23 protein-coding genes are annotated in these 26,111 nt (G+C 47.0%); 3 read left to right on the plus strand and 20 right to left on the minus strand.

Going from position 1 to position 26,111, the window contains the following annotated elements; all coding sequences use genetic code 11:
* Positions 1 to 93: 93 nt before the first annotated feature.
* From phnN to phnG, 9 genes are all read right to left on the minus strand, one after another.
* The gene (gene phnN / locus ACZ5V1_RS03765; RefSeq protein ID WP_464390683.1) at positions 94 to 675 is read right to left on the minus strand and encodes a phosphonate metabolism protein/1,5-bisphosphokinase (PRPP-forming) PhnN; all 582 of its coding nucleotides are present in this window, start codon (positions 673 to 675) and stop codon (positions 94 to 96) included.
* A gap of 1 nt (position 676) precedes the next feature.
* Positions 677 to 1,381 (minus strand): DUF1045 domain-containing protein, encoded by a 705-nt coding sequence (locus ACZ5V1_RS03770; RefSeq protein ID WP_464390684.1) that lies wholly within the window; start codon positions 1,379 to 1,381, stop codon positions 677 to 679.
* A gap of 64 nt (positions 1,382 to 1,445) precedes the next feature.
* Entirely contained in the window at positions 1,446 to 2,612 is a 1,167-nt protein-coding gene (locus ACZ5V1_RS03775) for an alpha-D-ribose 1-methylphosphonate 5-triphosphate diphosphatase (protein WP_464390685.1), read from the minus strand.
* Positions 2,609 to 3,307: a phosphonate C-P lyase system protein PhnL gene (phnL, locus tag ACZ5V1_RS03780; RefSeq protein ID WP_464390686.1), complete on the minus strand. Its 699-nt coding sequence runs from the start codon at positions 3,305 to 3,307 to the stop codon at positions 2,609 to 2,611. Before phnL ends, ACZ5V1_RS03775 begins: the two co-directional genes overlap by 4 nt.
* 182 nt (positions 3,308 to 3,489) lie before the next feature.
* Positions 3,490 to 4,341, minus strand: a complete 852-nt coding sequence (gene phnK / locus ACZ5V1_RS03785; RefSeq protein WP_464390687.1) for a phosphonate C-P lyase system protein PhnK — start codon at positions 4,339 to 4,341, stop codon at positions 3,490 to 3,492.
* Positions 4,334 to 5,197, minus strand: coding sequence for an alpha-D-ribose 1-methylphosphonate 5-phosphate C-P-lyase PhnJ (locus ACZ5V1_RS03790; protein ID WP_464391603.1), 864 nt, complete (start codon positions 5,195 to 5,197; stop codon positions 4,334 to 4,336). The genes phnK and ACZ5V1_RS03790 overlap by 8 nt, the downstream gene beginning before the upstream one ends.
* A gap of 188 nt (positions 5,198 to 5,385) precedes the next feature.
* Complete coding sequence (locus ACZ5V1_RS03795; RefSeq protein WP_464390688.1) at positions 5,386 to 6,678, minus strand: carbon-phosphorus lyase complex subunit; 1,293 nt, start codon at positions 6,676 to 6,678, stop codon at positions 5,386 to 5,388.
* Positions 6,678 to 7,280, minus strand: a complete 603-nt coding sequence (phnH, locus tag ACZ5V1_RS03800) for a phosphonate C-P lyase system protein PhnH (protein ID WP_464390689.1) — start codon at positions 7,278 to 7,280, stop codon at positions 6,678 to 6,680. Before phnH ends, ACZ5V1_RS03795 begins: the two co-directional genes overlap by 1 nt.
* A 1-nt stretch (position 7,281) precedes the next feature.
* The gene (phnG, locus tag ACZ5V1_RS03805) at positions 7,282 to 7,731 is read right to left on the minus strand and encodes a phosphonate C-P lyase system protein PhnG (RefSeq protein ID WP_464390690.1); all 450 of its coding nucleotides are present in this window, start codon (positions 7,729 to 7,731) and stop codon (positions 7,282 to 7,284) included.
* Between the two features lie 132 nt (positions 7,732 to 7,863).
* Here phnG and phnF point away from each other — a divergent pair, with 132 nt between their 5' ends.
* Complete coding sequence (gene phnF, locus ACZ5V1_RS03810) at positions 7,864 to 8,619, plus strand: phosphonate metabolism transcriptional regulator PhnF (protein WP_160717309.1); 756 nt, start codon at positions 7,864 to 7,866, stop codon at positions 8,617 to 8,619.
* Positions 8,620 to 8,653: 34 nt separating this feature from the next.
* Here the strand turns inward: phnF and phnE are convergent, their stop codons facing one another.
* From phnE to ACZ5V1_RS03830, 4 genes are all read right to left on the minus strand, one after another.
* Positions 8,654 to 9,751, minus strand: a complete 1,098-nt coding sequence (gene phnE, locus ACZ5V1_RS03815) for a phosphonate ABC transporter, permease protein PhnE (protein WP_464390691.1) — start codon at positions 9,749 to 9,751, stop codon at positions 8,654 to 8,656.
* Positions 9,752 to 9,970: 219 nt separating this feature from the next.
* Positions 9,971 to 10,852 carry a phosphonate ABC transporter substrate-binding protein gene (phnD, locus tag ACZ5V1_RS03820; protein WP_464390692.1) on the minus strand — a complete coding sequence of 294 codons (882 nt, stop codon included), beginning with the start codon at positions 10,850 to 10,852 and terminating at the stop codon, positions 9,971 to 9,973.
* Between the two features lie 46 nt (positions 10,853 to 10,898).
* Positions 10,899 to 11,726: a phosphonate ABC transporter ATP-binding protein gene (phnC, locus tag ACZ5V1_RS03825; RefSeq protein ID WP_464390693.1), complete on the minus strand. Its 828-nt coding sequence runs from the start codon at positions 11,724 to 11,726 to the stop codon at positions 10,899 to 10,901.
* A 498-nt stretch (positions 11,727 to 12,224) separates the two neighbouring features.
* Positions 12,225 to 14,351 carry a methyl-accepting chemotaxis protein gene (locus ACZ5V1_RS03830; RefSeq protein ID WP_464390694.1) on the minus strand — a complete coding sequence of 709 codons (2,127 nt, stop codon included), beginning with the start codon at positions 14,349 to 14,351 and terminating at the stop codon, positions 12,225 to 12,227.
* 804 nt (positions 14,352 to 15,155) lie between these two features.
* On the opposite strand from ACZ5V1_RS03830, the gene ACZ5V1_RS03835 reads away from it, so the two are divergent.
* A complete protein-coding gene (locus ACZ5V1_RS03835) occupies positions 15,156 to 15,905 on the plus strand; it encodes a GNAT family N-acetyltransferase (protein ID WP_464390695.1) in 750 nt (249 codons plus the stop codon).
* Between the two features lie 153 nt (positions 15,906 to 16,058).
* Here the strand turns inward: ACZ5V1_RS03835 and ACZ5V1_RS03840 are convergent, their stop codons facing one another.
* The 5 genes from ACZ5V1_RS03840 to hpdB all read right to left on the minus strand — a co-directional run bounded on the left by ACZ5V1_RS03840 (position 16,059) and on the right by hpdB (position 21,983).
* Entirely contained in the window at positions 16,059 to 16,580 is a 522-nt protein-coding gene (locus ACZ5V1_RS03840) for a DUF4125 family protein (RefSeq protein ID WP_464390696.1), read from the minus strand.
* 40 nt (positions 16,581 to 16,620) lie between these two features.
* Entirely contained in the window at positions 16,621 to 17,586 is a 966-nt protein-coding gene (locus ACZ5V1_RS03845; protein ID WP_464390697.1) for a glycyl-radical enzyme activating protein, read from the minus strand.
* A gap of 69 nt (positions 17,587 to 17,655) precedes the next feature.
* Positions 17,656 to 18,951 carry an MFS transporter gene (locus tag ACZ5V1_RS03850; RefSeq protein WP_464390698.1) on the minus strand — a complete coding sequence of 432 codons (1,296 nt, stop codon included), beginning with the start codon at positions 18,949 to 18,951 and terminating at the stop codon, positions 17,656 to 17,658.
* Between the two features lie 54 nt (positions 18,952 to 19,005).
* Entirely contained in the window at positions 19,006 to 19,266 is a 261-nt protein-coding gene (gene hpdC / locus ACZ5V1_RS03855) for a 4-hydroxyphenylacetate decarboxylase small subunit (protein WP_464390699.1), read from the minus strand.
* A 2-nt stretch (positions 19,267 to 19,268) separates the two neighbouring features.
* Positions 19,269 to 21,983: a 4-hydroxyphenylacetate decarboxylase large subunit gene (gene hpdB, locus ACZ5V1_RS03860; RefSeq protein ID WP_464390700.1), complete on the minus strand. Its 2,715-nt coding sequence runs from the start codon at positions 21,981 to 21,983 to the stop codon at positions 19,269 to 19,271.
* A gap of 359 nt (positions 21,984 to 22,342) precedes the next feature.
* Between hpdB and ACZ5V1_RS03865 the strand changes: the two genes are divergently transcribed.
* Positions 22,343 to 23,758, plus strand: coding sequence for a sigma-54 interaction domain-containing protein (locus tag ACZ5V1_RS03865; protein WP_464390701.1), 1,416 nt, complete (start codon positions 22,343 to 22,345; stop codon positions 23,756 to 23,758).
* A gap of 3 nt (positions 23,759 to 23,761) precedes the next feature.
* Here the strand turns inward: ACZ5V1_RS03865 and ACZ5V1_RS03870 are convergent, their stop codons facing one another.
* Together ACZ5V1_RS03870 and ACZ5V1_RS03875 are read right to left on the minus strand one after the other, a co-directional pair.
* A complete protein-coding gene (locus ACZ5V1_RS03870; RefSeq protein WP_464390702.1) occupies positions 23,762 to 24,601 on the minus strand; it encodes a hypothetical protein in 840 nt (279 codons plus the stop codon).
* Positions 24,602 to 24,785: 184 nt separating this feature from the next.
* Positions 24,786 to 26,075: a phenylacetate--CoA ligase family protein gene (locus ACZ5V1_RS03875; protein WP_464390703.1), complete on the minus strand. Its 1,290-nt coding sequence runs from the start codon at positions 26,073 to 26,075 to the stop codon at positions 24,786 to 24,788.
* Positions 26,076 to 26,111: the final 36 nt, after the last annotated feature.

The raw sequence follows: 26,111 nt of genomic DNA on the forward strand, positions 1-26,111 counted from the left end.
GCAGTCTGTAGGAATCTGCTATATGATGAAATGCAGAGCACGGGAACGTGCCGTTTTCTTCGACAAGTTTTATAAGAAAAAACTCCCCCAGCCTTATGCGGATTGGGGGAGTTTCTTGTTGCAGATAATTGTGTGCAGTTGGTCGACAGCTGATTCAATGGTGCTGTCGTTCATGACAATGGCGGTTTGTCGTCCGCCGTCGGAATTAGCGGAGCAGGTAGCATTTAACTCTGTGTTTTGGCGCAGCCGTTGAATAATTTCTGCTTCTGTTTCGCGCTCCCGCCTGTAGAGACGTTCTGCAATAATATCTTCCGGTGCGGTAATGAGCACCGGTTGTAGTGCAGGGTACTCTTCGCGTGCTTGAGGAAGATAGGCGCGGGAGCCGTTGATAACGACAGAGATGTCTTGATTCAGCCAGTTGTTGATTTCTATCCCGATGCCGTAATTACGTTCGTGGCTGTGCCAGTGCAGGGCGAAGCTGTTTGCAAGCAACATGCGGTGAAATTCTTTTTTGGAAAGCGCCACATGGTTTTCGCCAGTGGGTGTGACGGGACGGGTAATGTATCTATGTGCCACGATAACCGGCTTGTCTTCCAAACGTGAACGCAGTGTATTGAGAAGCGTATCCTTGCCGACTCCGGAAGGTCCCATAAGATAAAAAAGTGTACCTGCCATCTTATTCCTCACTTACTCCAGTTAAAGGAACGCGTGCGTATTCTACAAACGGGGTCTTTCTATCTGGCTGCATGTAAATGGTAACCTCGTTTACGGGAACCGGTTGAGTGAGATACGGATTAAGTATGTATTCAAGCTTTTCTTTGTAGGCGCGCCGTACCCTGTCGTCGATAGTGCCGGTGAGGGTCATATGGAATCGATATTCTTCCAGCACAAAAGGGTAGCCGAAACGGCGCAGGAGTCGTTCCTGCCGTTCAGATAATTCTTTATCAAGATGCCGTTTCAGGTCGAAGCTTGCGAGAGGAGCGCGTAGGCCGTCGAGCTTGCGAACCAGATCTGAGTGGAGTTTGACAAGTTCAAGATATCCAGCAGTAGGAGTGAGGGCTAAAAATCCACCAAAGCAGTTTATAGCAAGGCCGGAAAAGGCAAAGGGGGCATGGGCGGCGCAGATATGTTTAACGTCCTTTGTAAATTGCTCAGGAGTGCAATTTTCTGCGAGTTCAAACGGGGCACGTATTGTTCCGTGAAAACCGTACCAGCGCGGAGATTCAATAATTTGATAATATTCCTGTTTGAAAAAACCTTCAGGGATTTCCTTGGGGATTTGTCCATAACGGAGTGCTGTGCGCCCCAGCCAGTGTGCTCCTGCTGATTCTAAAAGCGAATTACGCGGAGGAGTGTAGTAGATTGCGTAACGGGCAGTCATTGCGTCATCCTTGTGCGCTATTCACCTTCCGCTGTATGCGGAAAGCGAATAGCAGGCATGAGTTTTATAAAAGGCGTTTGCCGCCGCGCCATACGGTGCGCACGACTGGTACCGAGTCTATAGATTTTACACGTACAATGTCTGCACGTTTTCCAACAGAAAGTTCGCCCCTGTCATCGAGATTAAGCAGGCGAGCCGGATTACTGGTAACAGTGGCAAGTGCCTCGTGCAGCGGGATGTCCAGCGTCTCGTTAAGCATGAATGCGCCGTGAAGCAGGCTTGCGGGAACATAGTCAGAGGAGAGGATGTCCAGCAATCCTTCTTCAGCGAGTTCACGTGCAGATACATTGCCGGAATGGGAGCCGCCGCGCACTACGTTTGGTGCACCCATAACGATTCCTAATCCTTCCTTACGTGCTTTGCGCGCTGCTTCCAGCGTTGTAGGGAATTCAGAAATTGTCAGCCCTTCGCGGACAGCTTCTTCTACATGTTCTACCGTAGTATCGTCATGACTTGCCATTGGAATGTTACGGCGGTGGCACATGGCAAGAAGTATGGCGCGGTTTTTTGCTGCGTTGGTTTCCTGCTCGTCCTTTAACTGGGTCACTAGCGTCTGGAACTGTTCATCACTCCAGTCGAGGCATTTGTAGTATTCGCGGTACTTGGTGTAATCGCAGAACTGACGTTGCCCCGGAGTGTGATCCATAAGTGATACAAGGCGTAAATTTTCCTCGTTTACGTATGGCTCAAACATTTCCATAACGTGCGGATCGCAAATCTCACAGCGCAGGTGGATTTGATGGTCTGCGCGAAGGATATCCTTCGTGCGAGCATCCCGAATGGCAGAAATGGACATATCGAGAAGCGTATGCCGCATTTTGCCTTCGTTCAGTTGACCGCAGCAGATAGAGTCCAGCACTGTTGTAATGCCGGAACCCACAACTTGCGTATCGTGCGCTACAAGTGCCGCAAGAGAGGAAGGCCACAGTACCCCAGGGCGGGGTTGGAACTGGGTTTCCAGATGGTCTGTATGCATCTCAATTAATCCGGGGATAAGGTAATCCCCCTGTACATCGCGAACGAGACTGCTTTCGCATTCACATGTGCTGCCGACGTTGGATTTACCTTCGTCGATGGCAACGATAACTTCGTCTCGAACAACCACGGTGCCGAAGATGGTTTCCTGCGGAGTAACCACTTGGGCGTTGGTGAAAATTACTTCTTGTGTCATGCAGCGTGCTCCATAGATTGCATATCAATCACACGGTCTGCCACAGCTTCGCGTACTTCATCGTCATGGAAAATTCCCACAACAGCTGTACCGTTCGCTTTGGCTTCTTCAATCAAGTCCACTACAATCTGCCTGTTTGCAGCATCCAGTGATGCTGTCGGTTCATCTAATAAAAGGATCGGATACTCTACTGCAAAGCCACGTGCGATGTTTACTCGTTGCTGTTCCCCACCTGAAAACGTTGCTGGTGCAACATTCCACAGACGTTCAGGAATATTCAGCCGTTTGAGTAAAGTGCCTGCTTTTTCCAAAGCATCGTCCATGTCCCCCGTAAGTTCTTTTCGTGCGCCTGCTACAATATTTACAGCAGAGACGCGGGGAATAACCCGTAAGAACTGGCTTACATATCCGATAGAGTGCTTTCGCATTTCCAGCACTTTTCGTGGAGGCGCAGATACTATGTCGATCATTTGTTCACGATGGCGAATGTTGATTGCACCGGAAGTTGGTTTGTAGTTTGCGTATAACGAGCGAAGCAGTGTGGATTTACCCGCACCGGATTGCCCGTAAAGTGCAACGCATTCTCCTGCGTGAACTTGTAGAGACAGATTTTCAAAAACAGATATAGTGGTTCCATTTTGGTTATGTAATACGAAATTTTTACACGCGTTTTGTACATCGATCATGACAGTCATACGTCATTTTCCTGTATTTTTATGTCGAAAGGTTAACGGTGATGATACGACTCAGTTGATCTGGGGCGTTATGTCCAAGGTAGTGTGCTGTTCAGCAGATTCTATTTTTTCCAGACATAATTAACTGTAGTCAGGTACAGTCAAAAGGAACCAGATGGAGCCAGATTTCCCCAGACAAGCAGCTAGACTTGTAGGATTGAGGACACCAGAAGCTGCGTGTAGTCGTGATGCGGGTCATCAAGCACCTGATCGGTTAAGCCGGATTCCACCACGTGCCCGCCGCGCATAACCATGAGCCGGTGAGCCAGTATTCGCGCCACGGCGAGGTCATGCGTTACAATGACAACCGCAAGTCCCATATCTGCCACAAGCTCTCGTAGAAGATCGAGAAGTCGCGCCTGCACAGAAACATCCAGCCCGCCTGTCGGTTCATCCATAAAGATAAGGCGCGGGTTGGAAACAAGGTTGCGGGCAATCTGCAATCGCTGCTGCATACCGCCGGAAAACGTTCTCGGCAGGTCGTCCATTCTGTCTTGAGAAATTTCTACTCGATCAAGCCATGTTGAAGCCTTTGAACGAATGTTGCCGTAATGGCGCATTCCCACACCCATGAGGCGTTCCCCGATGTTAGCGCCTGCGCTGACATTGTTGCGGAGGCCGTCGCGTGGATGCTGGTGCACATAGCCCCATTCTGTGCGCATAAGCATACGCCTGAGATGTTCGGGTGCTGAATGAATGTCGCACAGGTCACCACTTTTTTGCAGGTAGTTTACAGCACCGTACGTGGGGCTGAGCCTTCCTGAAATGCAGTTCAGCAGTGTGGATTTGCCTGAACCGGATTCACCTACGATGCCGATAATTTCACCGGGGTAGAGGTCAAAAGAAACATTCAGGCAGCCCGCTCTGTCACCGTAATATTTGCTGAGTCCTTCAACGGAAAGGAGCGGCTGTTCTTCTGTTTCGATACGTGCATTCGAAACCGCAGTGGGTTGGATCTGAGTGTCGGTGGTGGAGATGGAACGAAGGTTATGCATTCTTCAACTCCTTGTTTGTGTCGGTGTTCGTTGCGGCGGGGGAAGCTGTTGGTACTGACATTGCCCCAACATGGCCTGCTGCGAGTCGTTTCTGGCAATAGTCACTGTCCGAGCAGACGAACATCCGGTTTCCTGCATTATCGAGGATGATTTCATCAAGATAACTGTCTTCTGCGCCGCAGAGTCCGCATACTTCGTTCCACGATTGTACGGTGAACGGGTGATCTTCAAAGTCGAGACTATGCACCTTTGTGTAAGGTGGTATTGCGTAGATTCTCTGTTCGCGTCCTGCACCGAAAACTTGTAACGCTGGGCTGTTATTCATTTTCGGGTTGTCGAATTTCGGGATAGGGGATGGGCTCATAATGTAGCGATCTGCAACCTGCACGGGATAGTCAAAGCTTGTGGCAATGTGTCCGTGGTGGGCAATATCCTCGTACAGTTTAACGTGCATGACGCCGTATTCTTCGTGTGCGTGCATTTTACGTGTTTCCATTTCGCGTGGCTCCATCCAGCGTAGCGGTTCTGGAATTGGTACTTGGTAGATGAGAATTTGATCTTCAGTCAGCTGTTGTTCAGGAATGCGATGTCGAGTTTGAATGAGGGTAGCGTCTGCCGTTTCTTCAGTGGTTTCAATACCGGTTGTTCGCTGAAAAAAGCTGCGGATGGAAACAGCATTTGTTGTATCGTCCGCACCCTGATCGGTAACTTTTAGCGTGTCCTGCTTTCCGATTATGGACGCTGTAAGCTGAATGCCTCCAGTCCCCCATCCATACGGCATGGGCATTTCTCTGCTGGCAAACGGAACCTGATATCCAGGGATTGCAACCGCCTTCAAAGTAGCTCGACGAACCATGCGTTTTGTCTGTTCATCAAGGAACGCAAAGTTGTAGCCTTGTTTCAACAATGGCTGATTGGGCTGAGAGTTTTTCGCTATATCTTGAAGCGGCGGTGTATCATTTTTTTGTTCTTGCTTTGTCAACATTTGCTTTGTCAATATTGATTCAGATGTAGATTTTGAAGTATGGTTTGTTGTGTGTGTCATTATGCAGCCCCTTTTACAGCGGGGGTTTTAGATTGATCTGATTGCGGGACAGCCTGCGCATGAACCTGAGGTTCATATTGGAATGACTTCGCTGAATCCTCTTCTGATACTTTTGATGATGTCTGTTGTGACACCTGAGATTGCGTTTGTGATGCTGCCATTTCGGCGGCTTCGCGTTTAGCTTTGTTGTCTGACCAGTTGCTTCGTAAACGGCGCAGGATGTCCAATTCACTCTGGAAATCAACATGGTGCGGTAACTTTAGGTGTTCCACAAAACCAGTTGCTTCGATGTTGTCACTGTGCATGAGAACAAATTCTTCGTCCTGTGCAGGGGCAATGATGTCTTCCTTCAATTCGTTACAACGCAGCGCTCGATCAACTAGTGCCATGGAAATGGCTTTTCGCTCTCCACTGCCGAAAGTGATGCCGTAGCCGCGCGAGAACTGCGGCGGCGTTTCTTCTGACCCGTCGTAAATGGAAACAATTTCGCTTTCAGTAACAGTGATGTCCCCGATTGTGATGGGAAAACCCAACTCTTCAGGAATAATTTCCACTGCTACGCTTCCTGAGCGTATTTCTCCCGCAAAGGGGTGTCCTCCGGAGTTCTTAAAACCACGCTGGGTGGAGTAACCCATTGCCAGCACAAAGCCTTCATCTGCCCGTGTGAGCTTTTGTAATCTGATATCTCGACCGGCTGGGAGTTCCAGTGGTTCGCGGGTTATGTCACCAACTTGGCTTGATTCAGTATTGCCGACACCTTCCACGAGTCCGTCACTTTGGAGGAAGTCAAGAATGCGTGGTGTCTCTTCATTCGGGTTTGCGGAAACATCCTCGTCTTTTTCCTCTTCTTCCTTGGTTGGTGGTGGAAATTCATTATGCGTTGCATCATCTGCAAGGCTGAAGTCTAAAAGGCGATGCGTGTAGTCGAATGTTGGCCCGAGCATTTGCCCGCCCGGCATATCTTTGAACGCTGCGGAAATGCGGCGTGTAATCTGCATTGCAGATGTGTTGAGCGGGGTGGATGTATAGAAGCGCGGCAGGGTGGTGCGGTAGGCACGGAGCAGGAATATTGCTTCGATACTGTCCCCACGTGATTGCTTGAGCGCAAGGGCAGACAGATCAAGATCATACAGAGAGCCTTCTGTCATAACCCTGTCGACAGCCAGACGCATCTGCTCTTTAATTTGTGAAACGGTAAGTTCCGGAAGCGTTGTGTCGCCACGTCGCTCCGCAGCAAGGTATTGGTGGGCGTTGGCGATGGCTTTCTCACCGCCTTTGACAGCTACATACATTAGTTCTGCCTCCGGATGGTTGTTGTGCGTGGAATGCAGACGACCCCGTCGGGGGCTGCCAGTATGGTATCAAAGCCTTGTGGAAATAAGGCCGTGTTCTCAGCCTGCGTTTTCCAGAATGATTCATGTAATCCTGAAACTCGCAGTGTTGTTGTCGTGGCTATTCCAGCTCCTGAAAGCTTTACGGTGTCACCTTCTGCAAGGGAATTGACCTGAATAACCAGCGTGGTTGATCTGTCAGGAAATTCAGAAGTACCAATGGCAAAGAGTGTAAGATCCGGCAGGTTATTTCTGTCGGTAATCAGGGCAAACGTTGCAGCTTCCGGTTTGTCTGTAAGAGCGCACCCGCAATGGAACTTCAGCCAGCAGGGGAGACTTGTGTCTTCAGATTGAAGCCAGATCGCGGTGTCATTATCGAACAAGGTGAGCGCAATGGCTGCTGTGGTTTTGTTGCAAGACTCTGGAGCCTGCGGAAATGCTTTTGTGGATATAGGAATGCACACATTACCCGGTCGGGACATGGCGTCTAGAATGACTCGATACCATTGCTGGCTGTTGTGTACCGGATTAATGAAACCGGAAAGAATCTGTTGGCTGTTCATGCTAGTCCTCCCCGCGAACCATGGTGAAAAAGTCTACACGGGTGGAGGCAACTTGTTTTGCTTTGACCTGCTGCTGTTCCGTGAGCTTTTGTTCAAGTGGTGCGATGACGGTTTCTGTCAGTAGCGTATTGTGCGTCGGATCTTGAAGCAGGCCGTCAAAGACAGCTGCCAGTTCTGCATGCTGCTTGTCGCGCCCTGCGATGTATGCGTGCCCGACAGTGTTGTTAATTGTCACAGCACAGCGGGTGAGTGTCATTTCTCCCATGCTGAAGGGACTGCCACTGCCGTTTGTACGAGCGTGAATCATGACTAAGCCCGTCTCCGGCTGACGCAGGAACGTATATTCCGGTTTGTCGGATACTGTTCCCCACGCAGCTTGAATATCTGCAAGTGGTGCACGAGCAAGGACGCTCATCCAATGTTGTCTATTTTCAATTGGTATCTGATTCATAGTCGTTCCAAATGGGTGAAAGTTGTCTAGATAACTCTACAAGTTGTTGTAACAAAATCGCCATACGTTCTCCTTGAATCGCGTGTATGGTTACGCACTTACACAAGTGATTTGCATAAAGGAGAATGCATTATGAAACACCAGGGAAACGAAACTGGGCGACAAAAGCTTATTCGCGCACAAGGGGTGACTCTTTGGCATCAGATTCAGTCTGCGCTGGAGAAAGAACTGTTTGAAGGTGCGTATCCTGCCGGAGAAAAGTTGCCTACAGAGAAGCAGCTTGCGGAGAGGTTTAATGTGAACCGCCACACTGTGCGTCAGGCGCTGGCTGAATTGGTACGTAAGGAGCTGATTGTTGTTGAACAGGGGCGCGGTGCATTTGCGCGTAGAGACAAACTTGAATATTTTCTTGCCCGCCGTGTCCGGTTTCGTGAAAACCTGTTGCGGCAGAGCAAAGTTCCTAGCGAAGAATTGTTGAAGCATGATGTGGTTTCTGCGGACTCTGTCTGCGCTAAAGCGTTGTGTCTTCGTCCCACTGCATCCCTCGTCCGGTTGCGTTCTGTGGGCAGAGCGGATGCATACCCGCTGTGCTGCACCACACAATATTTTCCACAGGAGCGGTTTCCCGCCTTTGCCGATATCTACGCGGAGACTCGATCCGTTACCGCAACCTTCCATGCCCTCGGTGTTTCCGATTATGTACGAAAATCTACCCGAATAATGGCGAAGGTGGCAGATGCGGAAGAGGCGCGTATTCTTACATTGAGCCGTCATAGTCCTGTCATGGTGGTGGAGTCCGTTAACATTGATAGCGAGGGGACTCCCGTTGAATACAGTGTCTGCGTATGGGCTGCCGATCGGATTCAATTTGTTATCGATTCTGACTAGCATCAGGCGCTCTGTTGGTGTGTTGCGTGTCATGCTAGACAAATTTCCTGCGGATTTTGCCGCAAAGATAGTCGATAACTGTAACCATAAGGATGACCATAATCATCATGGTGCAGACTTCGCGATACAGGTAACCGTTGAGCTTATCGAAGATAAGGAAGCCAAGGCCGCCTGCGCCTACAAAACCGAGAATAGTAGCACTGCGGACGTTTGTTTCAAAACGAAGCAGGCTGTAACTGGCAATGAGGGGCATAATTTGGGGCAGTACTGAGAATGCGATGGTCTGAATGGCGCTTGAGCCGCTGGCCTCAACTGCTTCAACCTGACCCGGTTCAATAGCTTCAATGCCTTCACTGAATACTTTGCTGAGGATGCCGAAAGAGTGGATGGCAAGTGCAAGCACCCCTGCATAAGGGCCAAGACCGATAACGGCGACGAAGATCAGCGCCATGACGAATTCATTAAAGCCTCGGCAGAAATCCAGTAACCGGCGCATGGAAAACTGAATAGTGTGGCGCAGTTTTTTTCGAACCGGAGAGCTGCCTGGGATAATGATTCTTAGCGTGTTCCGCGCTGCAAACATGGATGCCGGAATGGATACAACAAAAGCAATAAGTGTTCCCCAAATAGCAATGGCAAGTGTTTCTACAAGGGCTTTTGTGTATTCAAGAAGGGGGCCTGTTCGCATTTCCGGCGGGAAGAAGCCACCGCGCTTTTCATCAAGCACACGGGCATATTCTTCTTCAATAATTGCCTGCTGCGTAACTGGATCAAGAGTCGCCATGCGCTGCTTAGCCAGTTCATCTCCTTGCCGCGCCATTTCTGTAAAATCTGTACTGCCGGATGCTTTCATCCTGTTGCGTACCTCTGTCATGGCTTCTTGGCGGACAATGATGGCAGGCAGACGCTTTGCCTGTGCCATGGCAGCGTCTTTGTCGCTTGCTGTCACATCGTGTCCGAAAAGATATTCCGCAGCATTCTGACGCTTTTCATATAATTTTATGGGATCAATTCCACACCAGATATAGGTGATGGAGAGTACAGCCACAAAAAGTATACTCAGGGTTCCTAGAAGTGCCTTCTGTCCGAGGGATTTTCGAGGCGTGAGTTGATTTAACGTTACATCTGTCATTGTCTTCCTTTCCTGAACTGAAAACGTAGATTGAAACAAACCTGCACATGGTGGTTGAGACTTGCGGGAGCCAAGCATTCATACAAGGGGGAAGTTTGGTTTTAACTTGGCTCTACCTGCGTCTTGCAATGCACAGGTTTGTCTCAATCTAGTAAAAAGGGTTTTGTCAGTTGCCTTGGCCAGTTGACTAGTTGTCCAATTAGTCAGTTAGTCAGTTGACTACTTGGCAGCGAGTTCTTTTTTCAGGCGTTTCAAGTAGCGCACAATGTCGTAGCTGGTGTCGTTGGTGAACTGGTAGCCACCGTTCTGTAATTTTTCGATACCGGCTTTATCTGCGTTGAACATGAGCATTGCGCCTGCGAATGCAGCTTTAAGACTTTCAGGAAGGTCACTGCGAGCAGCCATTGGAGCACCCGGGATAAGCTCTGAGCGCCACAGGATGCGGAAGTCATTCATGGAGACCTGACCTTTTTCAATCATGCGATCGAGATCAATATTGTTGGTGGCTGCTACTTCAACACCTTTGTTTTTTACTGAGAGGATAGAAGCCCCGTGAGAGCCGGAAAACTTGACCTGTTTGAAGTAGTTTTTAGGTTTTACGTTCATGTCGCGGGCAAAGAGTACGTTCGGAACAAGGTAGCCGGAGGTGGAGTTAGGATCTGTGAAGGCGAAGACGTGGCCTTTGATGTCCGCGAGGGTTTTCATGTCAGAATCTTTGCGAACAATGATGATGCCGGTGTAGCCTGGCTGACCCTGTTTGTTCAGCTCCATAACGAGTGCCTGAGCACCTGCTTTTTCAGCAGCTTCTGTGTAACTTTTTGGGCCGAAGTAAGCGAAGTCGATGTGCTTGTGGGTCATTGCGGTGATGATGCCTGCGTAATCTGATGCGCTGAATGCTTCTACTTCAACACCCAGAATGTCTTGCAAGTGGCTGGTAAGCGGTTCGAACCGTTTTTTAATGTCTGCATTTCCTTCTGTAGGGATAAATCCGATGCGGATTTTTGCAGGCCATGCATCCTGCCCGACAGCAGCAAGGGCAGGCATTGCCAATGAGATAAGCATAAACGCAGCAACAATGCTTACAACTAAACGACGAAACATAGTGTTCTCCAGAATGTTAAAAATAAAGAGTTGGTATCCGTCTACGCTAGGCACAAGCAGCAAGCTCGCCCATAGCCTCGTTAATACGTGCTCCGTAAATCTCTGTGATCATGTCATCATCAAGATTTAACGGTGAGACATCGTGAATGACTTCGCCGTTGCGCATACCGACAATGCGCTTGCCGTATCGGGTGGCAAAGTCGATATGATGCAAGTTTACAAGAACCGGAATGTCGCGAGTTTCATGAATCTCCCGAAGGGTATCCATAACAACCTCTGCACTGTGTGGATCAAGACTTGCGATTGGTTCATCAGCAAGGAATATTTCCGGCTCCTGCGCCAGTGCGCGGGCAATGGCAACACGCTGCTGCTGTCCGCCGGAAAGTGTGTCTGCCCGTTGAAAAGCAAGGTGTGCGATGCCGACTTGTTTTAGGCATTCAAAGGCGGCTTCTCTTTCATCTGTACTGAAGTGGCGCATAAGCGAGCAGCATTGACTGAAAATTGAATTATTGAAGCGTAGACGTCCGACCAGAACATTTTCCAGAACAGTAAGACGGCGAACCAGATGGAACTGCTGGAAGATCATTCCGACCTTGCTGCGCACTTGTCTGATTTGTTTTCCGGATACGGAAGTGATGTCCTGTCCGAACAGTTCAAGTGTTCCGGAGGTCGGGCGGATAAGGCGGTTGATGCATCGAAGCAGAGAAGATTTCCCTGCCCCTGATGATCCGATAATTGAAATGAATTCATTTGATGCCACTGTGAGTGACACATTTGAAACAGCACGCGTACCATTGGGGTAGACTTTGGTCAGTCCGTTTGTAGCAATGGCTGGTGTTTGTTTATTAATGGTTACCTGTGTAACATTTTGCATACGTCATTTCCTCGTGAACCGTTCAAAACAGAGTTTTTTGTTTTTGATGTGATGGTTCTACGGGGTGAATGTGGAAACTTTGTTACACAAATATTGCAGGGCGTTGACTGCCATTGATAATCTAGACAAGTGATGGATTGGTCTATTGGCAGAGACCTTTTTAGGTGTTCTCTTGGGTGTGAACTTGCTGTGATTATTAGAGGAACAGTTTTGTGCTGTGCTTGAGTTTTTGCGTGAAAATGCTTTGCAACAGTTAGGAATATAGCGGGTGATACGGGGGCAGAAGTGCGGGAAGGATCGTCTCTTGAGATATGGCAAGGACATTAGTTGCAGAAAATTTTATATAAAAAAGGGTCATAGATTTGTATCTATGACCCTTTTTTATGGGATTGTAAGATGGGGGCAGCCCTTAACGTATGTGCAAGTTAGAAGGCCAATCTTACCTGTATTTTTTAGCGAGGCGTTTGAACCCTCATCCTTATATATGAACTGCTCATGCTAACCCTGTTGAAGTTCCTGAATCATGTTTTTGAGTGAGTCGGAAACAGTACTGAGGTCACGCACAGAGTTTTCAGCATCTCGCATTTTTTCAGCAGTGATGGTTGAAATGTGACTGATTTCTTCGATTGCCTGTGTAATTTCTTCACTGGCAGAAGATTGTTGTTCAGCCGCTGTGGCAATTGCTCTTACTTGGTCTGTTGCTGGCGTAACTTTTTCAACAATGCGCTCAAAAGCATGGCCGGATTCTGTAACGAGCTGAGTAGCAGCTTCTACCGCGTTGGCAGTGTTCGTCATTGCTTCAATGTTTTGATAGGTGCCGGATTGGATAGACTGGATGGCATCGCCAACGTGTCTTGTGGCATCCATGGTTTTTTCAGCAAGTTTTCGCACCTCGTCTGCTACAACAGCAAAACCGCGTCCGGCATCGCCAGCCCTTGCTGCTTCAATCGCAGCGTTCAAGGCGAGCAGGTTTGTCTGGTCTGCAATGTCGCTAATGACATTAAGGATATCGCTAATAGAACCAACCTGTGTTCCAAGTTCGCCCATTTCTTTCTTTAGATGCTCACTTAATGAATATACGTTTTTAATGGTTGAAACGGACTCTTCTACAACCAGCAAGCCGGATTTTGCTTCATTGAATACAGTGTCTACGCTTGTTGCTGCTTCAGATGCATTACGTGCAACTTCTAAAATTGTGCTGTTCATCTCTTCCATAGCAGTGGCTGTTTCGCTGTTGCGCATGTCCTGCTGGCTTACGCCGTCTGCAGTTGTGCGCACGCTTTCAGTCATATGGGAAGAAACAGTTGTCAGATCGCGTTCAAAAACTTCCAATTGCTCTGCTGCCGCAAGTTTGCCCTGACTATGTGCTTGAAGGGCTTCTTTTTCCGATTGCTCGGCTTGTGCTGTTGCTTTTTTGGCTTTTTCAGAATGAAGGCTGACTTTTTTCATGTTGTCTTCAATTTCTTTCATGTTCTCTTGAAGCTTGGCAGCCATCGTGTTCACTGCTTGCTGCATGTCTGCAATTTCATCATGCCCCTTAACGGCACAGCGAGAATCAAGTTTGCCATTTGCGATGTCGCTGATGACCTTGGATGTGTCGACGATTGGACGGGAAATAAGTCCTGCAAGGTAGAAAATCCCTGCAAAAGCAGCCAAAATGCAGGCAAAACCAGTAAGAAGCAGGGTACGGGTGAGGTTGTTTGCTTCAGCAAGAACTACGTTCATAGGAACGGAGAGAGATACGACCCAGTTTTTTTCAGACTTACCGAATCGAACAGGCATAAGAACCCGAAGAGTCTCATCTGTTTCGTTAATGACTGTTTCACCATCTTGAGCGCGGATAAAAAGCTGGTGACCATTCTGTACCAAGTCATCGTAGGGAGTCCCCAGAGCATCTTGCCTGTCAGTTGCTGCCTGCACTTTGCCGGTAGGGTCAACCAAGGCCACTCGGCTGTTGCCCTCAAATGCATCAATATCGTTCACGATGTTATTGAGGAAGTCTGCAGAGAGATCGACACCCACAACGCCGATAGCTCTTCCACCAACGATTGCTGGTACAGAAAGGCTTGAAATGGTGAAAGTGAGGCCTTGTCTGTCTTTATACGCGGTAATAGCAGAAGCACTTTCTTCTTTGGTGTCACGGCTGTAGGTGTACCATGGCTTATCTAAGTTATTGCAGGAATAAAGAGCAAGTGCTCCGTTTTTCTTATTCCAATATGGTGCAAACACTCCCTGCTCAGTGCTGTGAGTCATCTCCGTGAGGTTATCAGAATCTTTTCCGTACACGTTGGGTTCAAGTACAGCCCATACTCCAAAGAGTTCAGAATTAGTTTCGCCGGTTCTCAGGAGCATTTCAACAATGAGATCACGGTCGGCAGGGCGGTTTGATTTAACAATAGCCTCGATTGATTGGGAGATGGTTCTGCCAATGGTGAAGCCGTCATTAAATCGCTCTTGAATGAGCAAGACTTGTTCTTGTGCAATTTTGTAACTGATAGCTTGTGCATCTCGTATGGCGGCGGAGCGCGTAAAGCTGATGGATGTTGTCAGCAAAACGGCAAACAGTACGATAATACACGCCGAAATTTGAATGAGCAGTTTAACTTTTAGGGAATTTAGTCGCATGGATGCCTCCGAGACGTTAGTGTGAGAGAAACAGCGCGTGTAGGGAAATAGTTGTGTAAGGCGGTTTATTAGGAGGAAGGTCGAGAATGTTCGGGATAATCGTCGATCTAATAAACGGAAGTTACAGTCCTATTTAGAATGCTGTTTTTTCAATTAGCTCTACAGGTTGGGCAGAGTCGGGGAAGGCCGAGTGCTTCAAAGTAATCTGGTCGCAAAGTAAACGTATAAATTTAGAAAGAGTTAGTTTTGAATATGAACGTGGTGCCATAAAATAGAACTGTATTCTTATTTGTAACTAACTGTTGAAATTTATTGAGTAATTAAAGCAATAGGTGTGCCAAGAAAAAGATCTGCGTTATTTTCTTTAATTCTTTTAAATTAGACAGTTACGATATGTACTGTTTGTGTAGTCATATAGCGTTATAATATAGATGAGTGCATATTGACTCAGCTGTGCGATTGTTGCCGCGTTGTAAGCTTCACAGGCTGAACCAAATTTGGTTCTTAGAGTCGTAAGTGACTCACGCTGGTCGGTTTGTTTGCATAAAACTGACTAATTTCTTTAGCAGAAACGTATAAGCACTCCTAAGAAGAATGAGCTGATTGATGGAGGCTGCAGAGTGCCTTCTGCCGAAGATGTTTTGTTAGAACAAGGTGGTATGAACTGTCAGCCAAGATGGGAACATGTGATGTAAAGAGAAAAGTGTCGGAATAAGATGTTACAACTGTCTGTTAGTAGTACTTTTTTTGTTTTTTCTATATATGACATGATACTAGTATGCGGCAGTTAATCTTGGAGGAAGGATGGAGTCGATTGTTAAACTTTCTGAAGAAAATATTGATGACGAGCACCTATGTTGCGCCATAGCGGATAAGAAATGTGCACGCGGATATCAGGCAAAAAAGGACTGGCTGGCAGGGCAGTTACAAAATGGATATGTTTTTAAAAAGCTGGATGTGCGCGGTAAAGTTTTTATTGAATATGTTCCGGCAGAACATGCATGGGTGCCTGTTGATGCGCCTAACTATGTCTTGATCAACTGCTTCTGGGTTTCAGGTAAGTACAAAGGGCAGGGGTACGGACAAAAATTACTTGAAGAATGCATGGCAGATGCCGAAGGCAAGGATGGAGTAATTGTTGTTACTGGCAAGACAAAGCAGCCGTTTATGTCTGATAAACGCTTTTTTAAAAAGCAAGGATTTGAACTGCTGGATGCAGCGCCACCATATTTTGAGCTGTGGGGGAAACGCTTTTCAAAAAATGGAGTTCGGCCTGCATTTAAAGCTTCGGCCAAGTCTGGTGAGTGTTCCATTAAAGACGGCTTGGCTGTATATTACACCAACGCCTGCCCCTTTACGGAATACTACGTTGAAGACTTGGTGCGCGTGGCAACTGCGCGTGGCAAAAAAATTACTGTTCGTAAGCTTGAATCAAAAGAAGAGGCACAAGCGCACTGTGTGCCATATACAAACTACACAGTCTTCAATAATGGTGTGTTTGTGACTCAGCGTATTCTTTCTGAAAAAGAATTTGATAAGGTTTTTTGCAGCTAACGGTACTTTGCGGTTTCGGTTCAAGAAGCCTATTAGTAGCGTATACAGATTCTGTTAGGCAGTAAAAAAGGCAGCACAACGTAAAAGTTGTGCTGCCTTTTTTTAATTTTTAGGTTTTGAAGGGCGAGTACAGAATAGCGGCGCTATACTGAGTTACGCTGTTTCAATATTGTATCGTTCAAAGAGGTTGTTGTACCGCTGTTCGACTAAATTGAGTTTATTAGCTTTGGCTTCCAATGTGGACTGCAATGTGAGGTCTAACGTTTTTTTGGAAAGCGTTTCAAGCTCTGCGGATATGTATCGGGTAAACCCTTCGTGATCTCCATTGAAAACATCGGTTTTTTCCGCTGCAAACTGACTCATCCATTGAACTTCAATGGCTGCGATAGTCTTAATAGCCGGATGCTCATTGAGAGGAGGAATTTTATTTTCCATGCGGGCATACTTTTCAGTCATTAAATTTCGACCATGCATTCTTGCGACTGTAATATCGTAAAGATGTGATTCCAGTGTTTCCTGCGTGGAGACAGAATGATGCATCCAGCGCATACTCCGGAACGTTTTAATGCGCTCCTGACATGGTGAGTGAATAGTAGATATTGCTCCTTGAAACATTTCAAGTTCAATATCTACAATTTGTTCTATTAAAGTGTCATGCGTATCTTGGTTGTTCATTTGTCCACTCCATGATGTCGTTGCATGAGTATAATTAGTCTTAAAAAGGTGTTTCCCAACCTGTGAAGCAAATGAGCCCTTCTTCTTCGGCAATCTTTTTAAAGCGCTGCATATCTTCGTTGGAAGGTGGTTTCTGGTCTTCAAGCGCATAGGTGGTACCAAGCTGGCGGTATTTGGATTCACCCAGTCTATGGAATGGAAGCAGGTTCAAAACATCTAAGCCAATGTCTGCAATAAATTTTGCAGTTTCTCTGATGTTTTCTTCACTTGCATTTAATCCCGGAATAACTGGGATACGGGGAACCATTACGCCTCGGTTCTCACTTTGAGCTGCTGCCTTGATGTTATGAAGGATCAACTCGTTTCCTACTCCGGTGAGTGCCTTATGGCTCTCGGAGTTCATGTGCTTGATATCGATAAATGCCCAGTCAACATAGCTCAATGCTTCGAGATAAAAGTCGGTTGCGACACATGAGGTGGTTTCAATGCATGTATGAATGTAGCTGTCTTTACAGCTTTTGAGCATGGGTAGAATGAAATTTCGTTGCAGAAGAGGCTCGCCACCACTGAATGTCACACCGCCGTTACTTCCCCAAAACTGCCTGTCGCGTTGAAAAATTCGCATCAGTTCGTCAATTGTGTATTCAACACCGCTTGAAACCACGCCTTCGTAATAGCAGGTAGAGATGCAATCCATGCTTTCGCATACATCACAGAATTCGCGATTGAAGTTGAGTTTGTCGTCAACTAACTCCACAGCATCATTCGGGCATGTTTCTATACAGTTGCCGCAGCATTGACAGCGGCTTTCTCTGTACATCATCACAGGCTTTCTGAACAACCCTTCCGGATTGCTGCACCAAAGACAGTTTAGTGGGCATCCACTTAAGAAAACGGTTGTTCTGGTTCCGGGGCCGTCATGAACTGAGTGTCCCTGAATGTCGAAGATAAGGCCTTTAGAATTAATATCATGAACGGGTTGGGTGGAAAGTGGGGCTTGCGACATTTGTCTCTCTCAGTGTGGACGTTTTTAAAACGGGAAGCTGAATGAACAGCTCCCCGACAATCTCTTGAACTAGTTCGCAGGAAGTTCTTCAGAAATAGCTTCACTTGCTGGGGCTGTAGAAAGCGGCAAGCTGGAAGCAAAGAGAACGGAAACACCAAATGCACATGCGGCAAAGACGATAGAGTACTGGTAACTGCCGTATGTATCTTTCATGTAACCACCGATGAGAGGCCCGATGAATGGGCCGATGCCCATGACAATAAGGGTAGCAAGTCCCCAGATTTTACCAAGAGTAGCTCGTCCGTAAACGGCTCCTGTGTAGCCGACAACGCCACCCGGGACGATTGCCCAGTAGATAGCAAAGATGAAACAGGCGGCTATACCTAAAATTGTGCTTTCCGGCGTTTGAAGTAGCAATAAGCCACATGCTAAAATACCTGTTGCAGGGCCGAAAATGAGCATTTTTTTACGTCCCTGTGCTTCACAGGAAGAGAACTGAACAACTTTGTCTGCAACAATGCCGAGCAGCGGCATGGAGAAAATACCAACGATGCCGATGATGATGTACATGTTGGTGGCTTTTGAAAGGGTATGACCAAGGTCAGCTGTCCAGTAGCTGACAACCTGTGTCCATACAAGAAATTCTGCAAGCATACTGGTCAGGAAGGTGAGAACAACACCCCAGATTGGATAGGTAGAGAATGCTTCTTTAACACCCCATACGTATTCAGGCTGGCCGGATGCAGATGGAACTTCGCCAAATGGCTTCATGCCATAATCTTCGGGGCTCTTTTTGGCGAGTAAGGCTGCAGCAATAAGGCAAACAAAAGTTAATCCGCCAAGCAGTATCATTGCAGAACGCCATGCGTCGCCTTCTGCACCGGCAAGACTCTGTTTTACAAACAGACTCATAACGACCTGTGAGAGCGGAGCACCGGCAAAGGCGATGCCGAACATTTTAGCGTATTGCTTACCTACATACCATTTGCGGATGGAAATGGTTGAAGAAACCCAGAGCATACCTGTAGCAACACCGGCTAGGATACCGTAGGAAGCATAGTACGCATACAGGGAGTGGACCTGACTGGTTACACAAAAACCGGCAGCTCCAAGAATTGCACCAAGGAAGAATACAGGTTTTGTGCCCCATTTATCGAGAATCATACCGCAACCGAAAGCTGCGAGTGCGTAACATACCATCATGAAAGAGTAGCCGAGTGTTACCTCAGCCTGACTCCAACCCATATCGGCACTCATAGGCACCTTAAGGATTGAGAAGGTTGCGCGGTATCCGAATAGACAGAACATAGCCAGACCTGATGCAGCGACAACAGACCAGCCGTATTTTTTTCGCTTATCTTGCATATTCTTTTCCTGCTTTTATAAGGCGGAAGCATTGCTGCTCCCGCCTCGGGCTGGTTATTTAGATTTATACATTTCGCAGGTTACAGCATTCATGTCACCGTATGCGATGAATTTATTTTCCTGTTCGCTGGCTTCACACTGTCCAATGTATGTATCAGATTCTGTGTAATTTTGGCAGAACTTGCATTTAGGCATCATGGTATAGTTGGAAGGAGCTGTTGCGTCAGCTTTTACCCATTCACCAGTGAGGCGATCGAGTCCTTTGTCCACGTCAACAGGTACAAATTCACGGGTATCACGATATGTAAGTTCCATAATTAGATTCCTTCGTATTCGGTACGTGCAATAAGTTCATCCTGAACGCTCTTACCAATTTCAACCCAGTACTGGGTAAAGCCAGCAACTCGAACCATGAGGTCACGGTAGTTTTGCGGGTTGTTCTGAGCATCGACAAGCATTTTGGAGTCAACAACGTTGTATTGAACGTGGAAGCCACCTTTACGCATGTACGCACGGGTAAGGTCGATAAGTTTGCGTGATCCAGCTTCGCCGTTAATTGCGCTTGGGTGGATCTTAATGTTGAGCTGTGAGTTCTGTGACTGGGAATGATCCCAACCGGCAGCGGAGCTCATCAATGCAAACGGACCATTGCGGTCTGTACCTGGGTATGCTGACAAGGAAGCATCAGCGAACGTTGTACCTGAAAGACGTCCGTCAGCAGACGCGATGGTTGCTGAGCCCATTGCACCGTGTGTAGATACAGAGATCTGACATGGGTACATAGGATGGCCGTAAAGGGATTCGTAGTTTGAACAATCCGGACAGAAGAAGTCTTCCCAGTCTTGCAGGATGGAGTCGGCATACTCAACGTCGTTGCCGTATTTTGGTGCCTGCAGACACTGGAAGTGGAGTTTATCCCATTCACCGTGATCCAGATCTTTTTTCTGCTGGTCAGCAATGGAGAAAGAGTTAACTTCGTGCGCTGTTCTAAAGCCAAAGTTGTTTGCCATTGCTTCTTTCAGGCCGTCAAGGGAAACTGTTTTTTCTTCGAAAACAAGTTTCTTGATGGCTGCAAGAGAGTTGATGGTTGTGATGGTACCGGCAGATTCTACGTTGTAGGTTGCATTGTAACGGTAGCCAAGCTCGTTAATGAGATGTCCAGTTGCAAGGCAATCCGGTTTCAGCATGGAGTGGAAGACACCCATATTGTTCTTACGCCAAACATCATGCTGTACGTTGTTGGTAAGTGCCAGAACATCACAAGCTTTCTGCCAGTACAACTTGAACTGATCCCAGATGGTATCGTAGGAATCCAGTTTACGGTCATGCGGTGCAAAAACCTGTTCCTTAGTTCTTTGATCCAAACCATTCCATAATGTGAGTTCAAGAACTTTAGGCATGGAAACAAAGTGAACACCAACGGAAGTCGGCTGACCTGCACCACCAGGAATCCAATATTCTTTGTCATTAAGGTGTAGCGGTTTCCAGCAACATGCGGATGTTTCAAGACAGCCACCGATAGCCCATGCACGGGCTTCTTCTTCTGTCATACCTTCCGGGCCGTATTGCTTCATAAGGAAGCTGTGAGCAACAGGGGTGTTCATGAATGCAGGGTAGCCAGCACCGGTTTTGATTACGTCAGCAGCGAGCATGAGGAAATCTTCCGGCAATTTCTCATCATAAAGAAGAGCAATAGTCGGCTGCGGCATTGCGTTGGAAGCAGCAGCGCGCAGAACAAGATATTCAAGTTTGTTGGTTGCTGCGCGGCCGTCTTTATCAAGACCACCGATGGATACGGTGTTGAATGTGTTACCGGATAGTACGCCGCCAACAACACCCATTGAAGCGAAACAGTCAATTGAACTTTTAACAAGACGATCTAATTCGAGAAGTTCAAGTACTTCATCTTCAGTGATGCGTCCTGCTTCCATATCCTGTTCAAAGTAAGGGTACAGAACCTGACCGATACGTCCTGGAGAAAGACCGGAGATAGCATCTTCGTTCAGTACGGAAAGGTGGATTGTTTCGATGAGCTGGAATGCTTCGTGGAAGGTGCGAGGAGGGTTGTGTGCAATCCATTCTAAAATTTCTGCCATTTCGCAGTATTCAGCACGCTGCTTGTCATCTTTTTCAATAGCTTCCAGTCTGCGTGCTTCTTTAGCGTAGTTCAGAATCCAGTTCTGCACGCCTTCGATAGCGTAAATTACTGCATGGTAGTTGAAGAGACGGTTTGTGCCGACCATACCGTCGCCATCTGCACGTCCTGCAACTTCGTCACGTAATTCTTTGGCCATTTTGATGAGGCCGTCAAAACCGTACTCAAGAGGGAAGTAGTAGTTAACTACTTCACGACCCTGCGGGAGTGTGTAGCCGGAGTCGAACATACAGACGATGTTACGCATAATGTTTTCTTTAACATTATAGTCTGGAACCATCATTTCGTATTTGTGTCCGAGATCATCAACTGATTTGCCAACCCACATTTTAGCGAGTTTAACAAGCGCTGGGATTTCTTCCTGACGCATGCCGAATTTACCAGCAATTGAAACTACATTACCAAAACTTGCGACAACGTTACCGCCGCCTTGGCCAAATTTGGAATGTTCATCAGCGGAAGCAGAACCTCTTTCTAATGCTTCCTGATATAATGCTTCTTCCTGAGCAACATAGAAGCCTTCGGACAACCATGGCATCGGGAATGAGCCACGGAAGTAAGATGCTTTATGCATGACAAGTTTTTCACCAGGGAAGATTACCGGAGTCAAATTAGAGAAGGCACGTTTGAGTGCTTTAGCGCGGCGAACAACAGGGATTTCGCCGTCGTTTTTCATGTACTCACGTGTGTACCAGTAAGAAAACTCGTTGTTCGCACTGGAGAGGGTCTCCATGAAAATATCTTTGAGTTTTTTTACTCGTGGATGTGGTTCAATTCTAATTTCGCGGTCTACAATTTCTTCAGGTGCTTTACCGCATGCCTGAAAGTCCATTGAAATACCGGCATCTGCCATGACTTCTTTAAAAGTCTTAGCCATTGCTGCCTCCGAGTTGATAATTGTCTAGTAAAACGTAATTTATCAATTGATGTGAGTACTCATTTCACAAAGCGTGCCAAGGTTTGTCGTGAGAAAATATTATGAAGAAGCTGTATTATTTTGGGTAGTTGGGTTATAGTTTTCGTGTTTTGAAAAAAGTCCTGTAGATAACAGGTGTTACAAAGCGTGACAGTTGGATGATGCCGCTTGATGATAATAGGATGATTTATTCGAAGATATGGGCGATTCCCCTTGTATACAGGGGATAATTGTCCGTGTAATGAAAGCCGACGGCAGGTGTAATGATATGTGACAGGTGTCTCTATTGATTACACATAAATGTTTCGGGGAGTGAATTCATGTTTCAACAAGTCGATATGTTTCCTGAATTGTGGCAGTTTGTAGAGTTTCAGAGCAAAGTATTAGATTATTCTGCAGATGGCCTGATGGTTGTAGATCGTTTTGGTAAGATTATTTTTGTGAATAACAGTTTTTGTGAGTTGCACGATGTGGACAAGCTTGATGTGCAGGGTATGCACGTAAGTGATGTTATCGAGAATACCCGTATGCACCTTGTTGCCGAGTCCGGTGTTAGTGAACACGATGACGTGCAGCAGATTAACGGGAAGACATATGTTGTTTCCCGTGTGCCTATCGTCGAGGAAGGCGAGTGCCGTGGTGCTGTCGGAATTGTTCGTTTTCGATATGTAGATGAGGTTGCTGCGCTTAGTGACAACATTAAAAGGCTACAGAAAAAGATCTTAGCCATGCGGGAAGTTCGCCGCGTGAGCGCAGGGACAGAATATTCTTTCGATGATATTCAGGGAAAGACGCTTGCGCTGAAGCAGGCAAAAGAGACGGCAATGCAGGCAGCAATGGCGCAAGCCACCGTGTTGCTGCACGGAGAATCCGGTGTGGGCAAGGAGTGCTTTGCACAGAGCATTCATAATTTAAGCCCTCGAGCAGACGGGCCTTTTATTCGCCTGAACTGTTCTGCAATTCAGGAAACGCTTTTTGAGTCCGAATTATTCGGTTACGAAGAAGGTGCTTTTACCGGAGCACGTAAAGGCGGCAAGAAAGGGAAGTTTGAATTAGCTCACGGCGGTACAATCTTCTTGGATGAGATTGGCGATATGCCTCTTTCAACACAGGCAAAGCTGCTGCGTGTTATTCAGGAAAAGGAAGTTGATCGGCTGGGCAGTGAGAAACGGACTACCGTTGATGTGCGGATTATTGCCGCAACAAACTGTGATTTGCAGAAAATGATTGCTGAGAAGCGGTTCAGGGAAGATCTGTTTTACAGACTGAACGTCATTCCTATTACTGTTCCCCCATTGCGTGACTGTCCGAAAGATATTCCATTGCTGGCAAAGAATATTTGGCGTCAGCTTTCCATTAAAAATGGTATTTTTCATAAGCGACTGACGAATATGGCTTTTCAGGAATTGCAATCGCGTCCTTGGAATGGAAATATTCGTGAGTTGAAAAACGTGCTCGAAAGAGCGCTGGTTATGATTCAGCATAATGAGATTACAGAGCACGATTTACAAAATATTCTTATTGAGAACGAGGCTCGTACAGCTTCTGCTCATGACGAACTGGATGGTGCGCCATTCAGTTTGACTGTTCTTGTTGAGAATACAGAAAGGCGCGCGGTAACGCAGGCGCTGAGTGTTGCGGAAGGCAACAGATCAAAGGCTGCTAAGCTGCTGGGAATTTCAAGACCGCTACTGTACAAAAAAATGCATAAGTACAATCTGGATGATGCGGAATAGCGCTTAGCACGTGCTGTGACAATGGGCGTGGATCGTTTCGAGGATGACTTGCGTTGTCCAGACTACGCCTATGTGTGTACGTATGAAGCTTGAAGAGCCTGTGGTGAGTCCTTCAAGTCGCCCTGCATAGACTCCGAGAAGTTGGTCAACAAGAGGGTAGGAATTGAACGCACGCGTCACATGGTTATTTGCATCTGTCTTCAGGTAGCCGTTTGTGTCGCGAGCTATAACCATACCACCGGAACAGCCGGATGATGTGTAGCCGGAAAGCAGGATTGTCGGCTCGTTTGGATCATACGCTGCTATTTTACTTCCGACAGCGATGGGATGACCGTTGTAGTCTCTTCCTCCGGGATAGCCATACACCAGCGCATTACTTCCGGCAGGCAGAAACATGTCTGTCACAATATGATGCGGCGGTGTTGGTGTCTTTTGATTGGAATCTAGGGGGAAACCAAGCCTGTTGTTCCAATTTGGGATTGTCGTTTCTTCCGGAATTATTGTGTGTAAGTTAAGTGTGGCAACGTCGCAGCCACGTAAATGAGTTGCGGCGGGGTGCACTGTAAATAAGCTTTTGTTGTGAACGTATGGAACGAATGACAGCAACAATTTGTCCGCATAGTAGAGTTCTATACGGGACGGACGGGGCGGAAATTTTTGTTTGAAATGGGCTTCAGCAGATATGCCGCCGCTTAAATTGTGGAATGCAGTAACGAGATATTGTGTGTTTTTATAGTATAGTATGAATCCGGAACCGACAGCCCAGCTCTCATCACCAAGGTCAATAATGATCTTGATTAAGTATGACTGAATGGGGTCTGGAATATACGAATTGTACTGCATAGCGTGTTTTTTTTGGGTGAAAGGTTCTCCCGCATTATAGTAGATTAAATGGTGGCGTGGTCGTTGTAATGTATATGTTGTTTGTGAATCTCTGGGAACGGGTCGTATGATTTGTCTATGTAAATACAAAATCCAGACACAAAGTATGTCTGGATTCTGCAAAATATAGTCGAATAGAGCGGGGCTAGCGATTGTCTACAACACGCTGTGCCTTACCGGGAGATTTCGGGAGGCTGTTCCGCTGTACGAGCTCAATACGTGGTGTGATGAGGATCTCGCTGCGGAGCTGATCTGCAATTCTATGCTGAAGTCCCTGAAGGACGCGCATGTCTTCTACAAAGTATTCTTCTTTTATTTCAACTTTGATACGCATCTGGTCTATGAAGCTATCGTTTTCAAGCTCAATGACGTAATTCTCTCCAACCTCCGGAAAGTTCATCAGAACTTCTTCCACCTGCATCGGGTAAATATTCACCCCTTTGAGGATCAGCATGTCATCGGCTCGTCCCAAAATTCTATCAATCCTGCGGTGGACTCTGCCGCACTCACATTCGCCGGTAATGAAACGTGTTAAATCTCTAGTTCGGTAGCGAATAATCGGCATTGCTTTTCTGTTGAGTGTCGTCATGACCAATTCGCCGATTTCTCCATCAGGAACAGGCTGCAACGTCATTGGATCAACAATTTCTGCAATGAATGCATCTTCCCAAATATGCAAGCCTGACTGATAGGTGCATTCAAATCCCACACCCGGCCCGTTCATCTCTGAAAGACCATATGAGTTGTATGCTTTTGCGCCGAGGAATTGTTCAATGCGCTGACGTGTTTCTTCCGTATGTGGTTCAGCGCCCGTGACGATAATTTCCAAAGGCAGTTCTTCAGGAGAGTACCCTTGTTCCTGTAGCGAGGCGCCCAGATAGAGGGCATAGGATGGAATTATGTGGGCTGCATGGGTATTGAAGTCCTGCATAAGCTTTAACTGTCGTGCAGTATTGCCGGGGCCTGATGGAATAGTGAGACAACCCAGTCGTTCTGCACCGTAATGTAAGCCAAGGCCGCCAGTGAAGAGACCATATCCAGTCATATTCTGGAAGGCATGAGTAGGGCGTACTCCCACCATATGAAGGCATCGGGCAACAAGGCTTGTCCAGTTATTCAAATCTTCTTGAGTGTGATGAATAACAGTTGGCGAACCCGTTGTACCGCTGGATGCGTGCATCCGTACAATTTCAGTCCGTGGAACTGTGGTCATTTTGTCTGGATACTGTGACCGCAGGTCGTCCTTTGTTGTGAAAGGAAGTTTCTGGATATCTTCGGGAGTAGTTATGGATGAAGGGGTAACACCAGCATCTGCAAATTGCTGTCGATAAAACGGTGCCTTTGCAGCCTGATTCATTGTTGATTGAAGACGTTCAACTTGAATTTGAGAAATCTGGTCTCTAGACCAGCCTTCAGCAGGGTCGTAGTAGTGCATGGTATACCTCTTTTAAATCATATGGTTATCCTGTCG

It is taken from the genome of Halodesulfovibrio oceani subsp. galateae (assembly GCF_055397225.1).

Bases quoted from the DNA above. Each gene is read 5' to 3' on its own strand.
- phnN (WP_464390683.1), bottom strand. From the start codon at position 675: ATGGCAGGTACACTTTTTTATCTTATGGGACCTTCCGGAGTCGGCAAG.
- ACZ5V1_RS03770 (WP_464390684.1), bottom strand. From the start codon at position 1,381: ATGACTGCCCGTTACGCAATCTACTACACTCCTCCGCGTAATTCGCTT.
- ACZ5V1_RS03775 (WP_464390685.1), bottom strand. From the start codon at position 2,612: ATGACACAAGAAGTAATTTTCACCAACGCCCAAGTGGTTACTCCGCAG.
- phnL (WP_464390686.1), bottom strand. From the start codon at position 3,307: ATGACTGTCATGATCGATGTACAAAACGCGTGTAAAAATTTCGTATTA.
- phnK (WP_464390687.1), bottom strand. From the start codon at position 4,341: ATGCATAACCTTCGTTCCATCTCCACCACCGACACTCAGATCCAACCC.
- ACZ5V1_RS03790 (WP_464391603.1), bottom strand. From the start codon at position 5,197: ATGGTTCGTCGAGCTACTTTGAAGGCGGTTGCAATCCCTGGATATCAG.
- ACZ5V1_RS03795 (WP_464390688.1), bottom strand. From the start codon at position 6,678: ATGTATGTAGCTGTCAAAGGCGGTGAGAAAGCCATCGCCAACGCCCAC.
- phnH (WP_464390689.1), bottom strand. From the start codon at position 7,280: ATGAACAGCCAACAGATTCTTTCCGGTTTCATTAATCCGGTACACAAC.
- phnG (WP_464390690.1), bottom strand. From the start codon at position 7,731: ATGAATCAGATACCAATTGAAAATAGACAACATTGGATGAGCGTCCTT.
- phnF (WP_160717309.1), top strand. From the start codon at position 7,864: ATGAAACACCAGGGAAACGAAACTGGGCGACAAAAGCTTATTCGCGCA.
- phnE (WP_464390691.1), bottom strand. From the start codon at position 9,751: ATGACAGATGTAACGTTAAATCAACTCACGCCTCGAAAATCCCTCGGA.
- phnD (WP_464390692.1), bottom strand. From the start codon at position 10,852: ATGTTTCGTCGTTTAGTTGTAAGCATTGTTGCTGCGTTTATGCTTATC.
- phnC (WP_464390693.1), bottom strand. From the start codon at position 11,726: ATGCAAAATGTTACACAGGTAACCATTAATAAACAAACACCAGCCATT.
- ACZ5V1_RS03830 (WP_464390694.1), bottom strand. From the start codon at position 14,351: ATGCGACTAAATTCCCTAAAAGTTAAACTGCTCATTCAAATTTCGGCG.
- ACZ5V1_RS03835 (WP_464390695.1), top strand. From the start codon at position 15,156: ATGGAGTCGATTGTTAAACTTTCTGAAGAAAATATTGATGACGAGCAC.
- ACZ5V1_RS03840 (WP_464390696.1), bottom strand. From the start codon at position 16,580: ATGAACAACCAAGATACGCATGACACTTTAATAGAACAAATTGTAGAT.
- ACZ5V1_RS03845 (WP_464390697.1), bottom strand. From the start codon at position 17,586: ATGTCGCAAGCCCCACTTTCCACCCAACCCGTTCATGATATTAATTCT.
- ACZ5V1_RS03850 (WP_464390698.1), bottom strand. From the start codon at position 18,951: ATGCAAGATAAGCGAAAAAAATACGGCTGGTCTGTTGTCGCTGCATCA.
- hpdC (WP_464390699.1), bottom strand. From the start codon at position 19,266: ATGGAACTTACATATCGTGATACCCGTGAATTTGTACCTGTTGACGTG.
- hpdB (WP_464390700.1), bottom strand. From the start codon at position 21,983: ATGGCTAAGACTTTTAAAGAAGTCATGGCAGATGCCGGTATTTCAATG.
- ACZ5V1_RS03865 (WP_464390701.1), top strand. From the start codon at position 22,343: ATGTTTCAACAAGTCGATATGTTTCCTGAATTGTGGCAGTTTGTAGAG.
- ACZ5V1_RS03870 (WP_464390702.1), bottom strand. From the start codon at position 24,601: ATGCAGTACAATTCGTATATTCCAGACCCCATTCAGTCATACTTAATC.
- ACZ5V1_RS03875 (WP_464390703.1), bottom strand. From the start codon at position 26,075: ATGCACTACTACGACCCTGCTGAAGGCTGGTCTAGAGACCAGATTTCT.